The organism is Actinoplanes lobatus, assembly GCF_014205215.1.
GTDB classification, from domain to species: domain Bacteria; phylum Actinomycetota; class Actinomycetes; order Mycobacteriales; family Micromonosporaceae; genus Actinoplanes; species Actinoplanes lobatus.
This window is the reverse complement of the sequence record NZ_JACHNC010000002.1, coordinates 1-12057: the sequence shown is the minus strand read 5'-3', so window position 1 is coordinate 12057 and position 12057 is coordinate 1. Positions and strand designations below refer to the sequence as shown.

Sequence of the window (12057 nt, the reverse complement as noted above, 5' to 3'; positions counted from 1 at the left end):
GTGGCCAACGAGTACGCCACCCTCACCGAGCTGAAAGCGGCCCGCAAGATTCCGCTGTCGGATACCGCCGATGACGCCGCGCTGACCCGTGCGCTGACCCGGGCGTCGAGGGCGATCGACGACCGGACCGGCCGCCGGTTCTGGCGCGACGGCGCGGCGACCGCCCGCACCGGCGCGCTGCGCGGCCGCATTGTCCGGGACGACGGCGACGGCGAGCTCCTGCTCGTCGACGACATCGCCTCGATCGCCGGCCTCGTTGTCGAGCTCGGCGACGGCACCACCTGGACGACGGTCGCCGATTTCTTCACTGAGCCGGACAACGCGCTCGTCGACGGGCGGGCGATCACCGGCCTGCGCCGCGACCGCGGGCTGTGGCGCACGTCCCGCCGCTGGCGGATCACCGCCGTATGGGGCTGGCCCGAGGTGCCGGAGCCGATCGCTGAGGCGTGCGTGCTGCTGGCCAACCGTCGGTTCATGCGCCGCGAAAGCCCGGAAGGCGTTTCTGGGTGGTCGAACGAGGGGCCGGTACGGGTGTCCCGGTTCGACCCGGACATCGAAGATTTGGTGGCGCCCTACGTCCTTTCGGGGTTCGCATGATCCTCGCCGACGTCATGGATGAGGTGTCCACCGTCCTTGCCCAGGTCACCGGCCTGCGCGTGCAGGCGTACCCGGCGTCGACGATCACGCCGCCAGCCGGGGTCGTCAACTACCCGGTGGCGCCCGGGATCCGCTATCACCAGACGTACGGGCGCGGCGAGACGAGCTACCCCGACGTCGAGGTCACCCTTGTGACGTCCCGGGTAACGGACCGGTCGGCCCGCGATCAGGCGTCGGCGTGGTGCTCGGACACCGGCGACCAGTCCGTCGTCGACCGGCTTGAGGCGCACACCTGGACGTCCTGCGACGACGTCACCGTGGTCGCCGCCGAGTTTGAGACGGTCACGATCGGCGGCACCGACTACCTCGGCGTCATCTTCCATCTCAGCATCACCGGGCCGGGCAACACGTAGGGAGACCGATGGCCACCAACCTGAAAACGATCGTCACTGTGATGATCGACGCGATCTACAAGAACGTGTTGGATTTGGGCACGCCGACCGATTCGTTCCTTAAGAAGCTCAAGATCGAGCTGTCGGACGGCACCGGCGCCAACTCGGCGGACCGGATGTTCCACGACCAGCGGACCATCGCCGCCTCGGCGAGCGAGGATCTGGACCTGGCCGGCGTGCTCGCGGGCCCGTTCGGCAACACGCTGACGTTCGTTGAGCTGCGCGCCGTGATGATCACCGCGTCCGGCGCGAACACCAACAACGTCCGGGTCACGAGGCCCGCGTCGAACGGCGTGCCGCTGTTCCTGGCCGCGTCCGATGGCATCGACATTCCGCCGGGCGGCTGCTTCCTGTGGACCTGCCCGGCCGACGGCAAAGTGTCGGTCACCGCGGGCACCGGCGACCTGCTCACCGTCGCGAACTCGTCGTCCGGCACCTCGGTGACCTACGACGTCGTCATCATCGGCACGAGCGCCTGAGGAGGCTGAGATGGCGCGTAAACACAGCAAGCTCACCGTGATCATCATCGACGGCAACGACGTCTCCACGGACTGCACGGACTCCAACTGCGAGCAGTCGTCCGGCACCGAGGACAACACGACGTACGGCAAGCGCGCCGTCGTCAAAGACCCGACCTTGCTGGATGGCGCGTTCGCCTGCTCCGGCAAGTACGCCGACGGCGCGACCGGGCCGCGGGCGGTCCTCAAGCCACTGGTCGGCACCAAGGTCAACGTCAAGTACCGGCCCGAGGGCACCGGCACCGGCCTGCCCCAGGACTCGTTCGATGCCGTCGTCGTGAAGTACACCGAGACCGCGCCGGTCGCCGGCTACCGGCTCTGGGCGCTGGAGACCGAGCCGTCCGACGAGTGGGACTCGGAGGACCAGGCATGAGCCAGATCGAATACGCGAGCGCGGACGACCTGCTCGCCGAGATCGAGGAGGAGTCCGGCGCCGACGTCGCCCTGCCGTCCGGCAAGACGGTCCGGGTCCGTGGCCTCTCCCGGTACGAGTGGTTCCTGGCCGGGAAGCTGTCGCCCGACGGTGACGGGAACGTCTTCGAAACCCACATGGTGCAGATGGGCCTGGTCGCCCCATCCATGTCCGCGGCCCAGGTCGAGGCGTGGCGGAAGCGGCCGGGCCGTGCTCCGGACCTGGGCGCGGTCAGCGACAAAATTCGCGAGCTGTCCGGGCACGGCGAGGCCGCCCAGAAAAGTGATCCGGGAGCAGCTGGAGAGTGACGAGTCCGACCTCGGATTCGAGTACTTCCTCGCCGAGAAGCTGCGCATGACCGTCGCCCGGATGCGCCGGGAGATGAGCGAGCAGGAGTTCGCGACCTGGGCCATCTGGTACGGCATCAAGGCGCAGCGCCGGGAACTGGCCATGGGCCAGGCAGGAGGTTGAGCCGTGGAGATGCGGATCGCCGTGACCGGCCTGGCCCAGCTCAACCGCGGGCTGCGGGCGGTCGACAGTGAGGCGCCGAAGCAGCTGCGTCTCGCGCTGAACGAGGGCGCCGAACTGCTCGTCACCCGGGTCCGGCCGAAGATTCCCGCCATCACCGGGGCCGCCAGGTCCAGCGTCAAAGCAAGGTCCACCCGCACGTCGGCCCGGGTCGCGGTCGGCGGCAAGAAGGCCGCCTACTTCCCCTGGCTGGACTTCGGCGGGCAGGGCCGGCGATCCGGCCGCCCGGCGCCGCGGCCATTCATCCGCGAGGGCCGGTACGTGTACCCGACGCTCGCCGAGATTCGGCCGGAGATCGAACAGGTGCTCCAGGAAGCGATCAGCCGGGCTGTCGCCGGCGCCGGACTCGAGGAGGGCTGACGATGGCCGGGAACACCGTCATGCTGGAGTTCGCCGGCGACGCCGAGAAGCTGCAGCGCGCCGCCCGGGAGGCGCGGGAGGCCACCGAATCGGTGGGCACCGCGGCTCAGACCGCCGGCGGTGGCATGCAGGACCAGGCGCAGTCGGCGTCCCGGCTGGAGTCCCGGCTCGGGTCCCTCGGCGCGGCCACGACCGGCGCCACCGACGCCATCGACTCGATGGCCGGCGGCATGCAGGCCGTCGCGGACATCCAGGACTACGCCCGCGCCCGGGCCCAAAGGCTCGCGCGTGCGCAGAACGACGTCGAGCAGGCCATGGCTGACAGCCGGCAGGCCGCCATCGACCTCGAACAGTCTCAGATGGATCTCAACCAGACCTACGCCGACGCGCAGCAGGCGACGCTCGACGTGGGCCAGGCGGAGATCGATCGCAAGCAGGCGACGTTGGATGCCAAGACCGCGCAGGACGAATACAACAAGGCGGTCAAAGAGCACGGCAAAGGCAGTGACGAGGCCAAGCAGGCCGCGATTGACCTTGAGCAGGCGAACCAGGATCTGAACCAGGCCTATGCCGATGCCGAACAGGCGAGCCTCGACGCGGGTCAGGCGGAGATCGACCGTACGCAGGCGACCGAGGACGGCAAGCAGGCGAACATCGATGCGAAGGCCGCGCAACTCGATCTCAACGACGCGATGCATGAGGCGAACCCGCCGGCGCTGCAGGAGTGGGCCGACAAGCTCAGCTTGATCACCCCGCTGCTCACCGCGGTGATCGGCGTGACGTCGCTGGTGACCGCGGCGCAGTGGGCGTGGAACGCGGCCCAGCTCGCGAACCCGCTGGTGTGGATCATCCTCGGCATCATCGCCTTGATCGCCATCATCGTGCTGCTGGTCAAGAACTGGGACTGGGTGGCGGAGAAGGCCGGCCAGGCCTGGGACTGGATCAAGGAGAAGGCCGGCCAGGCGTGGGACTACCTGAAGACCATTCCCGGCAAGATCGCCGACGCCTTCCAGGCGGTTTGGAACAGCCTCACGACGCCGTTCCGTAAGGCCTGGGACTGGGTCCGGGATAAGTCCGGCCAGGTGTGGGAGTACCTCAAGAAGCTCCCTGGGAAGATCGGCGACGCGTTCGCAAGCATCGGTACCAAGATCTCCGCGCCGTTCAGGGCGGCGTTCAACGCGATCAGCCGAGCTTGGAACTCGACGGTCGGCCGGCTGTCGTGGACCGTGCCCGGGTGGGTGCCGGGTATCGGCGGGTCCTCGGTCAGCGCGCCGAAGCTGCCGACCTTCCACACCGGCGGGAAGATCCCCGGTCTGCCCGGCCAGGAGGTGCCGTTCCTCGGCCTGGCCGGCGAGACCGTGCTGCCCGCCGGCCGGTCGCCCTCCGACTCCGTCCAGGTGGTCGTGATGCTCGACTCCGACGTCCTGATCGAGGGACTCGCCCGCGGCGTCGGCCGGCGCGGCGGCAACGTCCAGCTGGTGCTCGGCGGCCGCAATGCCGCGTAACGACGTCGCCCTGGAGCTGTACTACGACGACGCCTGGCACGACCTGGTCATCGGTGACTACGTGCTCGCCGGGCAGTCGATCCGCATCCAGCGCGGTGACGGTGCCGAGTCCGCCGCGCCGCGTTCGGCCCTGCTGTCCGCGCAGCTCAACAACGACGAGGACCTGTTCCGCACCTCCAACCCCGAGAGCCCGCTGTTCGGCAAGGCCGGGCGCAACACGCCGATCCGGGCGTCGGTCGGCGGGGTGGTTCGCGGGCACGTCCAGGCGTCCCGGTGGGAGGCCAGCGAGAGCAGGTACTTCCGGGCCCGGCCGAAACGCGGCAGCGCGTGGGTCGACGTCGAGGCCGGCGGGCTGCTCCAGCAGATCGGCCAGTGGAAAGAGCGCCTGCAGTCGCCGATCGTCCGTGACACGCTCTCCCGGTCCGACCTGCTCGGATTCTGGTCCCTGGAAGACCCCCAGGACGCTGCTTACCTGTCGGCAACAATGCCCGGCGGGAAGTTTGGCGCCCACTTCGGCGAGGTCACCCTCGGCAGCGACGACCACCCCGCCGGCGCCTCGGCGTCCGCGGTGGCCGGCGCCAGCGGCGTGCTCACCGGACGATTCCTGGCCTCGACGGCCAGCGGGTATCAGCTCACGTTCTCGGCGAAGCTCGCCGCGACCCTGACGGCCGCCTACCAGGAGATCTTTCGGTGGACGGACTCAGCCGGCCGGATCTGGGCCTGGGAGACCAACAACACCGACTTTGCCTGGCGGATCTACGACGCCGACGGCTCCACCCTGGACTACCAGTCGTCCAGCCACAACGGCTTCGACGTGGGCGGCTGGATCCGCTACTGGATCCGGGTCACCGTCAGCGGCGGCACCATCACCTACGAACCGTTCTGGTATGCGGAGGGCGCCGGCGGCGTGGGCGCCACGAAGACTTTCGCCGGCACTGCGACCGGGCAGCCCACGATCTGGCTGACGCCGAGGACCACGTACAGCACCGACGCGAACTACTGCGCCGTCTACGCCCGCGCCGCCACCGGTGACGAGGGCCCGGATGTGTTCCTCGCGTTCGACGGGCACGCGAGCGAGCCGGCGGGGTGGCGGTTCGGCCGGATCATGACCGAACTCGGGCTGAACTGGGACTTCATCGGCGACCCGGACCTGTCCGAGCCGATGGGCGTGCAGAGGGCCGAGACGCTGGCGGAGATCCTCCGGGAGATCCGCGACACCGAGGACGGCCTGATCTTTGACGCCGTCGACGGCGTCCAGGTCGTGTTCATGCTGCGCAACGCCCGCTACAGCCGGACCGCAGTCAGCATCGACGTGGCCGAGCTGCCCGGCCGGCCCCGGGAGGTCACCGACGACCTGGGCGTGCACAACATCGTCACGGTGAAGCAGCGCGACGGCGGCGAGGCCACCGCCGAGGACGACACCGGGCCGCTCGGCTCGCAAGCCTCGCCAGACGGGATCGGCCCGTACGAGAAGACGGTCGACGTCTCCGTCTACGACGAGGCCGTGCTGCCCAACCTGGCCAAGTGGTGGCTGAACCGGTCCACCGTCGACCTGCCCCGGTATCCGCAGGTGGTCGTCAACCTGGCCGCCCTCGACGCGGACCGGGTCGCCGAGATCGAGGCGATCGACATCGGCGACGTCATCGAGATCACCGGCTACCGCGAGAACACGCTCCGGCTCCAGGTCATCGGCTACACCGAGACGATCGGCTGGCCATCCGCCAGGTCGATCACGTTCACCACCGTCCCGGACCAGATCTTCGACAGCGGCACCTACGACAGCGACCGCCGCTACGACCTGCGCACCGCCACCATCGCCGCCGAGGCCGGGCCGACCGCTACCACGCTGACGATTGGAATCACCCGCGACGAGGCCTGGTCGTCGACGTCCGCGTATGACCTGCTGATCTCCGGCGAGCTGGTCGGCGTGCCGGTTGGCGGCATGGCGGCGCGCACCGGGTCGTTCGGCGCCTACCAGCAGGTCCTCACTGGCGCCGTCCGGTCCAAGAACGGCGTCCGCAAGACCCTGGCCGTCGGGGCTGAGGTCCACATCGCGACTCCCGGGAGGTGGGCACGGTGACCGTCTTCGGCGGCGACATCATCTACGCCAGCGACATCAACCGCAGGGCGGGCACCACCACGGCGACGTCCGATGCGTCGGCCACATCCGGTACGACCGAGCTGGCCATCGACCAGGTGACGATCAACGCGGTGTCGGGCCACACCTACCGGATCGTCTGGTGGTGCCCGTGGCTCGGCAGCGTCGCCGCGGACCGGTTCTTTCTGATCTTGCGCACCGGGTCCGGGATCGCCGGCACGCAGCTCACGTTCTCGACGATCGTCGTCGCTTCGACCAGCGCCACCGAGGGCGAAACGGTGATCACCGAGTGGACGGCCGGCTCCACCGCGAGCCAGACATTCACCGGGACCTTTAGGCGATCGTCCGGCACCGGCACGCTGACGGCCAAGGGCTCGGGCACCCAGGCGAGGCTGCTCACCGTCGACGACGTGTCCTGACCAAGGAGGCATCATGGCCAGTTGGATTCTCGTGCCCTGCCTCGGGCAGCTGCGCACCGAGCTGAACCGGATCGCACCCGGCCGGGACACGTCGTCGGACGGCACGATCGGCGATGTCGCCCACCAGGCCCGCAGCTCGGACCACAACGACGACGAGGTCGGGAACGTGCCGATCCGCGACGCGGACGGCAAGCACGAGGTGCACGCCGTGGACCTTGACGCCGATTTGCGCGAGTCGGACCTGACCATGGAGAAGGTGGTGCAGCACATCGTGGCCCGCTGTCGCAGCGGGGCGGAGAAGCGGCTGCGCTACGTGATCTACAACCGGCGTATCTGGGAGGCGTCGAACAACTGGCGTCAGCGCTCCTACACCGGGGACAACGCGCACACCCAGCACGCGCACTTCTCCGGCTCGTACGAGACCAAGCATGAAGCCGACACCCGTTCGTGGGGACTGGAGGAAATTCCCGTGGCACTGACCGAAGCGGACAAGAAGTGGCTGGCCGCCCAGATCGACAAGGCGGCCACCACGGCCGCCGAGCGGGTGTGGAAGACGAAGTGGAACATCAACTTCGAGCCCGGCAGCACGCCGTACCTGGCGGAGGCCGGCAACATCCTGGCCCACGTGCCCGGTGAGCACACTCGGATCGAGCAGGCGGTCGCCGGTATCGACGGTTCGTCCGGCGGGGCGTCGGCTGATGCGGTCGCGGACGAGCTGGCCGAGCGGCTCCAGGCGTGACCACTGGGGCACTGATCGAACTGGGCAAGGTGGCGGCCGCGGTCGTCGCCTTGTCCGGCCTGGCGGTTCTGATCGGGAAGGCGGTACGAGGCATGCTGCGGATGGTTCGGAGGCTGACCCGCCTCACCGACGAGGTGCTCGGCGACGGCGATGAGCGGCCCGGCTGGGGCAAGCGGCTGACCGCGATCGAGGCGAATGTGGCGGCGCTGCAGGCGAAGATCCGTGAGGTGGCGCACGAGGTGAAGCCGAACGGCGGATCGTCGATGCGGGACGAGGTCCGCCGGATCGCAGAGGCGACCGGGGCGAACACACCGCCCGGCGCTCCTTAGCGCCGGTTCAGTCAGGTCGTCCACCGCTGCGCGACCCGCCATGCCCGCTGTCGCTCGGCCACCTCGAGGTCGGCGCCGCACTTCCGGTACAGGTCGGCCAGCGGCTGCCGATGCCCCCACACCTCGGGCGCGACTTCCATGGCGCCCAGCTCGGTGCCGAGCGCGATCCCGTAGACGACCGGGTCCCGGCTGAGCGTGTGCAGCTCGGCGACGGCCCGCTCGTCGACGGGCCAGCCGAGGGCGATGAGTCGCTCGGCGTGCCCGGTCACGTGCGCGATCGCCATCCGCTGCGTGCTGTCCAGCTCGGCCCCGTACGGCACCTTCCCCATCACGTACCTCCCGAACAGGAGTTCACCATGTTCACGACCACCAACGGCAAGGCCATCGCCGCCTTCCTCGTCGCGGTCGCCGTCGCCGCCTGGCCGCAGCTCACCGGCGACCACACCGTCGACCTGGCCGAGGGCATCGCCATCGCCACCGCGATCGCGTCGGCCGTCGCCACCTACCTGGTGCCGCTGGCCACCGGCGCCCCCTGGCTGAAGACTGCTGTGTACGCGGTGCTCGCCGCACTCGGTACCGCTGCGACCGTCGTGGCCGGCGGCATCAACGGCGACGAGCTGCTGTCGATTTTCGCTGCGGCCGCCGCGGTGTTCGGCGTATGGACGGCACCGGCCGCGTCGGCGAACGGCGTCGCGGTGGGCTGGGGCTCGGACGCCCGCACGGCGTAACCTGGAGCTCGGCCCAGGAGTAGCTGGAGTAACCGTCACCATGGCGCCCGCGTCGGGGCGGACGGCGAACCCCCCAGCGACGAAATTCTGGGCCGCGCGCTTAGCAACGAACAGCGCCCCACCTGGCCCCACGGCCGGGTGGGGCGCTTCACTGTGTCCGGGGGTCACCGCTCGACGCCGGTCACCTGGAGCGTGATCTTCCCGCCCTCCGCCACCCGGTTGCGTTTCTCGTTCTGCTTCGCCGGCCCTTTCGGCCCGATCAGGATCTTGCCCGCGCTCGTGCCGGACTCGGCGCCGACGACCTTGTACGACACGGTCCAGCTCTCACCCGTCGCGGGCAGCGGCCCGTCGTAGATCAGCACCGGAACCCACGTCACCCGGCAGTTCGATGCCCCGCACGCCTGGTCGACGACCTTCACCGTGACAGCGAATTCGTCGTCTCCGGCCGGCTGCGCTGCCGCCGGCGTCACCACGGTGGTTGCTGTCGATTTGGCCGTCTGCCCCGTCTCCTCGTCGCCGACGAGTGCCCCGAGCGCGATGAAGGCGACCGCCAGGCCGACGACGACCAGGACGGCGATGAGGACGATCCGCGGTCCGCGGCTGCGCTTGGGCGGCGGTGCAGCAGGCTTCCAGGCCGGCTGCGGGCCGGCGGCCGGGTACTGCTGCGGTGGGTACGGCTGCTGGGGCGGCTGCGGGCTCATGACCTGTCACTGTGAACCTGCCGCGCAACCTGCGTCGATATCCGACGGATGATCGTCGTCGACATCGATCCGATCGGCGGACCCGCTCAGGTCAGCTCTCCGGGTCCTCGGCGAGCGCCGGCCGGTGCGCGCGGATCCACTCCTCGACGTCGTCGGCGAGCCAGATGCGGCCCATCCCCAACTTGTAGGCGGGATCCGGAAAGCCTTTCTGCCCGATCAGCATGGCGGTGTGCTGGCGGGAGTAGCCCAGCCTGTCGCGGATCTCCTGCTGCCCCATGAGCCGTGGGAGATTCCGTCGATCTGCCATGGTCCGGACGCTATGTGTCAGGTACCTGTCTGTACGCCATATGCATGACTATCTGACGCGGTGACATGTCTGAGCGTAAAGTCCGGCGGTGCGGGCGGTCCGGGCCGCCAGTGGCTGTCGACCTCAGCCGCCCGCGCCAAGCTGCGGCGGGGCGGTCGCCAAACCGTGGGATGCCTGCCTGGCCGCTCTCCATCACTGGAGGTCGCCGTGCTCGTCGAGGTCGTGCGCCACCTGCTGTGGAAACGCCGGGTCGCCGCCGCGCACGCCTGGCGGGATGCCGAGCGCGCCGAGTACGAGCGGACGGTGCGCCGGACGGGACGGCCGCAGTCATGAGGTGGTGGGAGGCCGGCCTACCCGGCGACGATGAGGCGACTGGCCAGGACCGGACAGTCGAGTCGGACGACGAGCGGCCGTCGATCATGCGCCAGATGCTGCCGCCCGAGGATGTCGAGCGCCTGGAGATCGAGCCGGGCCGGTGGTATCTGCCCGGCATCCCCCCGTGAGCTGCCCTGCCGGGGGCAGAGGGGGCGGCGCGTCGTGGTTGAAGTGACCCGGGCCACGGTGCGCCGCCCTCGCCTACTCGCCTTCGGGGTCCTCGGCGAGATCGGCGCGGTGCTCCTGGATCCACCGCTCGATGTCCTCGGCGGCCCACACGCGGCCCATGGTCAGCTCGTCGTAGGTGGCCGGCCAACTGGCCAAGGCCAGGTAGTGCTTGAGGCGCGTCTCGCCGATGCGGAGCCGCCGCATGATCTCTGCGGCTCCCATGAGACGGCCCGTGCGCGGCATCCCTCGACGCTATGGAGATAGGTCCTGACGCCTCCGGTACTGCCGGAGGCGTCACTAGTCGTGCGCCATGATGCATGGACCGTGATCACAGGGCAATAGGTCCAAGGTCCCGAACTGGACATCCTGGCAGCGGATTGTCCGAACGTCTGATCCGGAACGGAAAAGGTTCTACAAGATCGCGCACCGTTACGGGGATGTTGCGCAATGCGTCGAAGCGGTTTCGTAAATCTTCTTGCCTGGAATCACCAGGGGAGATGCAGGAACCGGGGGGAGTCCGCATGATCCAGACCCAGCCCATCGATTGCCTCACGAAGTCAGCGCCAGTGATAGGAATCGGCCTCGCCCTTGCCGTCACGGCGGTCGCCGTCTACCGCCACGGGCGGCGCAGCTACGCCCGCGGCTACCTCGACGCCGCCAAGTACTGCTGCACCGCCCGCCGGGACTGACTCAAATGTCGCCCATGACGTTGATCCTGTCGTAAGCCCGCCGTGCCCGAGCTGCCCGCGCCGACGCCCCGTAGTGGCGCAGCATCTGCGGACTGTCCCACCCGTTCAACTCCATGAGATCCCCCTCGGCCCCGCCGGCGTCCAGCCACCTATGGGAGAAGGTGTGCCTGAACATGTGCGGGTGCACGGCCACATCGACCCGGGCACCGCGCCGCTTGATCGCCTGGTAGATGCCGCTTCCGGTCATCCCCGATGCGCCCTTGGACCGGACGTGGCCCATCCACAGCGGCGCGCGCTCGTCCTGTTTCACTTCCGGCCGCCTCGCCCTGGCCCGTAGATACCGGTCCAGGGCGAGCGCGGCCTTGTCGTCGAAGCGCACCGTGCGGGACTTCGACCCCTTGCCCGTGACCAGCACTTCCCGGCGTTGCAGGTTCAGGTCGCCGAGCCGGATCCCCGCCAGCTCAGCCAGCCGCACGCCGGTGCACACGAACAACCGCAACAGGGCCGCGTCGCGCCGGCCGTGGAAGCTCCGGTCGGCCTCGGCGTCACGGATCAGCTTGGCCAGGGCGTCAGTGTCAAGCACGGGCACCTGGCTCTTGCCGAGGGCCTGCTGCTGAGGGAGCTTGACGCCGTCGAGCGGGTTCGGCAGCCCCTCCTCCTCGGACCACCAGGCGTAGAACCGATCGACGGACACGGCAACGTGCCGGACGTAGCCGACTGCGTAACCCTCGCACTCCGCCGGCGGGACGCCGTCGACGATCAGATGCGGGCAGGGCTCGCCGCCGGCCTGGAGCCAGGCGAAGAACTCGCGCAGGGTCTTCTTGTCGACGTCCTGCCAGTCGCGGTACTTCGGGCGGTGGCGCAGCAGCCAGCCAGCGAAGAACGTCATGTCGTCGAAGTAGCCGGTGCGGGTGCGTTCTTTCCGGCCTTCGGCGCGTAGTGCCAGATCCCAGGAATTGACCCAGACGAGGTAGGCGCCGAGGTCTTCACGGGCGGGTCGCCGGGTGCGGGGGTGCTGCTTCGGCATGCCCGCTCACGCTCCCGGCCGCCGACTAGACGGGTGGTGGTGCTGCATTGTGCCCTCCCTGGTCGCGATGATCGGGATCGTATTCGCGCAGGTCGGGCATGAAAA

The 12057-nt window shown here is 69.3% G+C and carries 21 protein-coding genes; 16 read left to right on the top strand and 5 right to left on the bottom strand.

Annotation, left to right across the window (positions count from 1 at the left end; genetic code table 11):
- Genes BJ964_RS47025 through BJ964_RS46970 form a run of 12 tightly spaced genes read left to right on the top strand, consistent with a single transcriptional unit; the run spans position 1 to position 7957 of the window.
- Positions 1 to 597: a phage gp6-like head-tail connector protein gene (locus BJ964_RS47025; RefSeq protein ID WP_188127608.1), complete on the top strand. Its 597-nt coding sequence runs from the start codon at positions 1 to 3 to the stop codon at positions 595 to 597.
- Positions 594 to 1010, top strand: coding sequence for a hypothetical protein (locus BJ964_RS47020; protein ID WP_188127607.1), 417 nt, complete (start codon positions 594 to 596; stop codon positions 1008 to 1010). The genes BJ964_RS47025 and BJ964_RS47020 overlap by 4 nt, the downstream gene beginning before the upstream one ends.
- 8 nt (positions 1011 to 1018) lie before the next feature.
- Complete coding sequence (locus tag BJ964_RS47015; RefSeq protein ID WP_188127606.1) at positions 1019 to 1528, top strand: hypothetical protein; 510 nt, start codon at positions 1019 to 1021, stop codon at positions 1526 to 1528.
- 10 nt (positions 1529 to 1538) lie between these two features.
- Positions 1539 to 1940, top strand: coding sequence for a hypothetical protein (locus tag BJ964_RS47010; RefSeq protein WP_188127605.1), 402 nt, complete (start codon positions 1539 to 1541; stop codon positions 1938 to 1940).
- Entirely contained in the window at positions 1937 to 2287 is a 351-nt protein-coding gene (locus BJ964_RS47005) for a hypothetical protein (RefSeq protein WP_188127604.1), read from the top strand. Before BJ964_RS47010 ends, BJ964_RS47005 begins: the two co-directional genes overlap by 4 nt.
- Positions 2262 to 2450: a hypothetical protein gene (locus BJ964_RS47000; protein WP_188127603.1), complete on the top strand. Its 189-nt coding sequence runs from the start codon at positions 2262 to 2264 to the stop codon at positions 2448 to 2450. The genes BJ964_RS47005 and BJ964_RS47000 overlap by 26 nt, the downstream gene beginning before the upstream one ends.
- 3 nt (positions 2451 to 2453) lie before the next feature.
- Positions 2454 to 2867: an HK97 gp10 family phage protein gene (locus BJ964_RS46995; protein ID WP_407650868.1), complete on the top strand. Its 414-nt coding sequence runs from the start codon at positions 2454 to 2456 to the stop codon at positions 2865 to 2867.
- A 2-nt stretch (positions 2868 to 2869) separates the two neighbouring features.
- On the top strand, positions 2870 to 4372 hold the full coding sequence (locus tag BJ964_RS46990; RefSeq protein ID WP_188127602.1) for a hypothetical protein: 1503 nt from the start codon (positions 2870 to 2872) through the stop codon (positions 4370 to 4372).
- Entirely contained in the window at positions 4362 to 6452 is a 2091-nt protein-coding gene (locus BJ964_RS46985; RefSeq protein ID WP_188127601.1) for a hypothetical protein, read from the top strand. The genes BJ964_RS46990 and BJ964_RS46985 overlap by 11 nt, the downstream gene beginning before the upstream one ends.
- Positions 6449 to 6889, top strand: coding sequence for a hypothetical protein (locus BJ964_RS46980; protein WP_188127600.1), 441 nt, complete (start codon positions 6449 to 6451; stop codon positions 6887 to 6889). The genes BJ964_RS46985 and BJ964_RS46980 overlap by 4 nt, the downstream gene beginning before the upstream one ends.
- A 13-nt stretch (positions 6890 to 6902) precedes the next feature.
- Entirely contained in the window at positions 6903 to 7628 is a 726-nt protein-coding gene (locus tag BJ964_RS46975) for a hypothetical protein (RefSeq protein ID WP_188127599.1), read from the top strand.
- Positions 7625 to 7957 carry a hypothetical protein gene (locus BJ964_RS46970; RefSeq protein ID WP_239163893.1) on the top strand — a complete coding sequence of 111 codons (333 nt, stop codon included), beginning with the start codon at positions 7625 to 7627 and terminating at the stop codon, positions 7955 to 7957. Before BJ964_RS46975 ends, BJ964_RS46970 begins: the two co-directional genes overlap by 4 nt.
- A gap of 11 nt (positions 7958 to 7968) precedes the next feature.
- Here BJ964_RS46970 and BJ964_RS46965 read toward each other — a convergent pair whose 3' ends face one another.
- Positions 7969 to 8286 (bottom strand): hypothetical protein, encoded by a 318-nt coding sequence (locus BJ964_RS46965; protein ID WP_188127598.1) that lies wholly within the window; start codon positions 8284 to 8286, stop codon positions 7969 to 7971.
- Positions 8287 to 8313: 27 nt separating this feature from the next.
- On the opposite strand from BJ964_RS46965, the gene BJ964_RS46960 reads away from it, so the two are divergent.
- Positions 8314 to 8685 (top strand): hypothetical protein, encoded by a 372-nt coding sequence (locus BJ964_RS46960; RefSeq protein WP_188127597.1) that lies wholly within the window; start codon positions 8314 to 8316, stop codon positions 8683 to 8685.
- Between the two features lie 164 nt (positions 8686 to 8849).
- On the opposite strand, the gene BJ964_RS46955 is transcribed toward BJ964_RS46960, so the two are convergent.
- Both BJ964_RS46955 and BJ964_RS46950 read right to left on the bottom strand, forming a co-directional pair.
- Positions 8850 to 9386, bottom strand: coding sequence for a hypothetical protein (locus BJ964_RS46955; RefSeq protein ID WP_188127596.1), 537 nt, complete (start codon positions 9384 to 9386; stop codon positions 8850 to 8852).
- A gap of 91 nt (positions 9387 to 9477) precedes the next feature.
- Positions 9478 to 9693 (bottom strand): helix-turn-helix transcriptional regulator, encoded by a 216-nt coding sequence (locus BJ964_RS46950; protein WP_239163894.1) that lies wholly within the window; start codon positions 9691 to 9693, stop codon positions 9478 to 9480.
- 207 nt (positions 9694 to 9900) lie between these two features.
- Between BJ964_RS46950 and BJ964_RS48945 the strand changes: the two genes are divergently transcribed.
- A complete protein-coding gene (locus BJ964_RS48945) occupies positions 9901 to 10026 on the top strand; it encodes a hypothetical protein (protein ID WP_262480357.1) in 126 nt (41 codons plus the stop codon).
- The gene (locus tag BJ964_RS46945; RefSeq protein ID WP_188127595.1) at positions 10023 to 10196 is read left to right on the top strand and encodes a hypothetical protein; all 174 of its coding nucleotides are present in this window, start codon (positions 10023 to 10025) and stop codon (positions 10194 to 10196) included. Before BJ964_RS48945 ends, BJ964_RS46945 begins: the two co-directional genes overlap by 4 nt.
- Positions 10197 to 10269: 73 nt before the next feature.
- Here the strand turns inward: BJ964_RS46945 and BJ964_RS46940 are convergent, their stop codons facing one another.
- Positions 10270 to 10458, bottom strand: a complete 189-nt coding sequence (locus BJ964_RS46940; RefSeq protein WP_188127594.1) for a DNA-binding protein — start codon at positions 10456 to 10458, stop codon at positions 10270 to 10272.
- A 344-nt stretch (positions 10459 to 10802) separates the two neighbouring features.
- Between BJ964_RS46940 and BJ964_RS48940 the strand changes: the two genes are divergently transcribed.
- A complete protein-coding gene (locus BJ964_RS48940) occupies positions 10803 to 10925 on the top strand; it encodes a hypothetical protein (RefSeq protein ID WP_262480356.1) in 123 nt (40 codons plus the stop codon).
- Position 10926: 1 nt separating this feature from the next.
- On the opposite strand, the gene BJ964_RS46935 is transcribed toward BJ964_RS48940, so the two are convergent.
- On the bottom strand, positions 10927 to 11952 hold the full coding sequence (locus BJ964_RS46935; protein WP_188127593.1) for a tyrosine-type recombinase/integrase: 1026 nt from the start codon (positions 11950 to 11952) through the stop codon (positions 10927 to 10929).
- Positions 11953 to 12057: the final 105 nt, after the last annotated feature.

What these genes read in the sequence shown, in the direction of transcription:
- BJ964_RS47020 (WP_188127607.1), top strand. Translation starts at nt 594, where the DNA reads ATGATCCTCGCCGACGTCATGGATGAGGTGTCCACCGTCCTTGCCCAG.
- BJ964_RS47015 (WP_188127606.1), top strand. Translation starts at nt 1,019, where the DNA reads ATGGCCACCAACCTGAAAACGATCGTCACTGTGATGATCGACGCGATC.
- BJ964_RS47010 (WP_188127605.1), top strand. Translation starts at nt 1,539, where the DNA reads ATGGCGCGTAAACACAGCAAGCTCACCGTGATCATCATCGACGGCAAC.
- BJ964_RS47005 (WP_188127604.1), top strand. Translation starts at nt 1,937, where the DNA reads ATGAGCCAGATCGAATACGCGAGCGCGGACGACCTGCTCGCCGAGATC.
- BJ964_RS46990 (WP_188127602.1), top strand. Translation starts at nt 2,870, where the DNA reads ATGGCCGGGAACACCGTCATGCTGGAGTTCGCCGGCGACGCCGAGAAG.
- BJ964_RS46985 (WP_188127601.1), top strand. Translation starts at nt 4,362, where the DNA reads ATGCCGCGTAACGACGTCGCCCTGGAGCTGTACTACGACGACGCCTGG.
- BJ964_RS46975 (WP_188127599.1), top strand. Translation starts at nt 6,903, where the DNA reads ATGGCCAGTTGGATTCTCGTGCCCTGCCTCGGGCAGCTGCGCACCGAG.
- BJ964_RS46965 (WP_188127598.1), bottom strand. Translation starts at nt 8,286, where the DNA reads ATGGGGAAGGTGCCGTACGGGGCCGAGCTGGACAGCACGCAGCGGATG.
- BJ964_RS46960 (WP_188127597.1), top strand. Translation starts at nt 8,314, where the DNA reads ATGTTCACGACCACCAACGGCAAGGCCATCGCCGCCTTCCTCGTCGCG.
- BJ964_RS46955 (WP_188127596.1), bottom strand. Translation starts at nt 9,386, where the DNA reads ATGAGCCCGCAGCCGCCCCAGCAGCCGTACCCACCGCAGCAGTACCCG.
- BJ964_RS46950 (WP_239163894.1), bottom strand. Translation starts at nt 9,693, where the DNA reads ATGGCAGATCGACGGAATCTCCCACGGCTCATGGGGCAGCAGGAGATC.
- BJ964_RS46945 (WP_188127595.1), top strand. Translation starts at nt 10,023, where the DNA reads ATGAGGTGGTGGGAGGCCGGCCTACCCGGCGACGATGAGGCGACTGGC.
- BJ964_RS46940 (WP_188127594.1), bottom strand. Translation starts at nt 10,458, where the DNA reads ATGGGAGCCGCAGAGATCATGCGGCGGCTCCGCATCGGCGAGACGCGC.
- BJ964_RS46935 (WP_188127593.1), bottom strand. Translation starts at nt 11,952, where the DNA reads ATGCCGAAGCAGCACCCCCGCACCCGGCGACCCGCCCGTGAAGACCTC.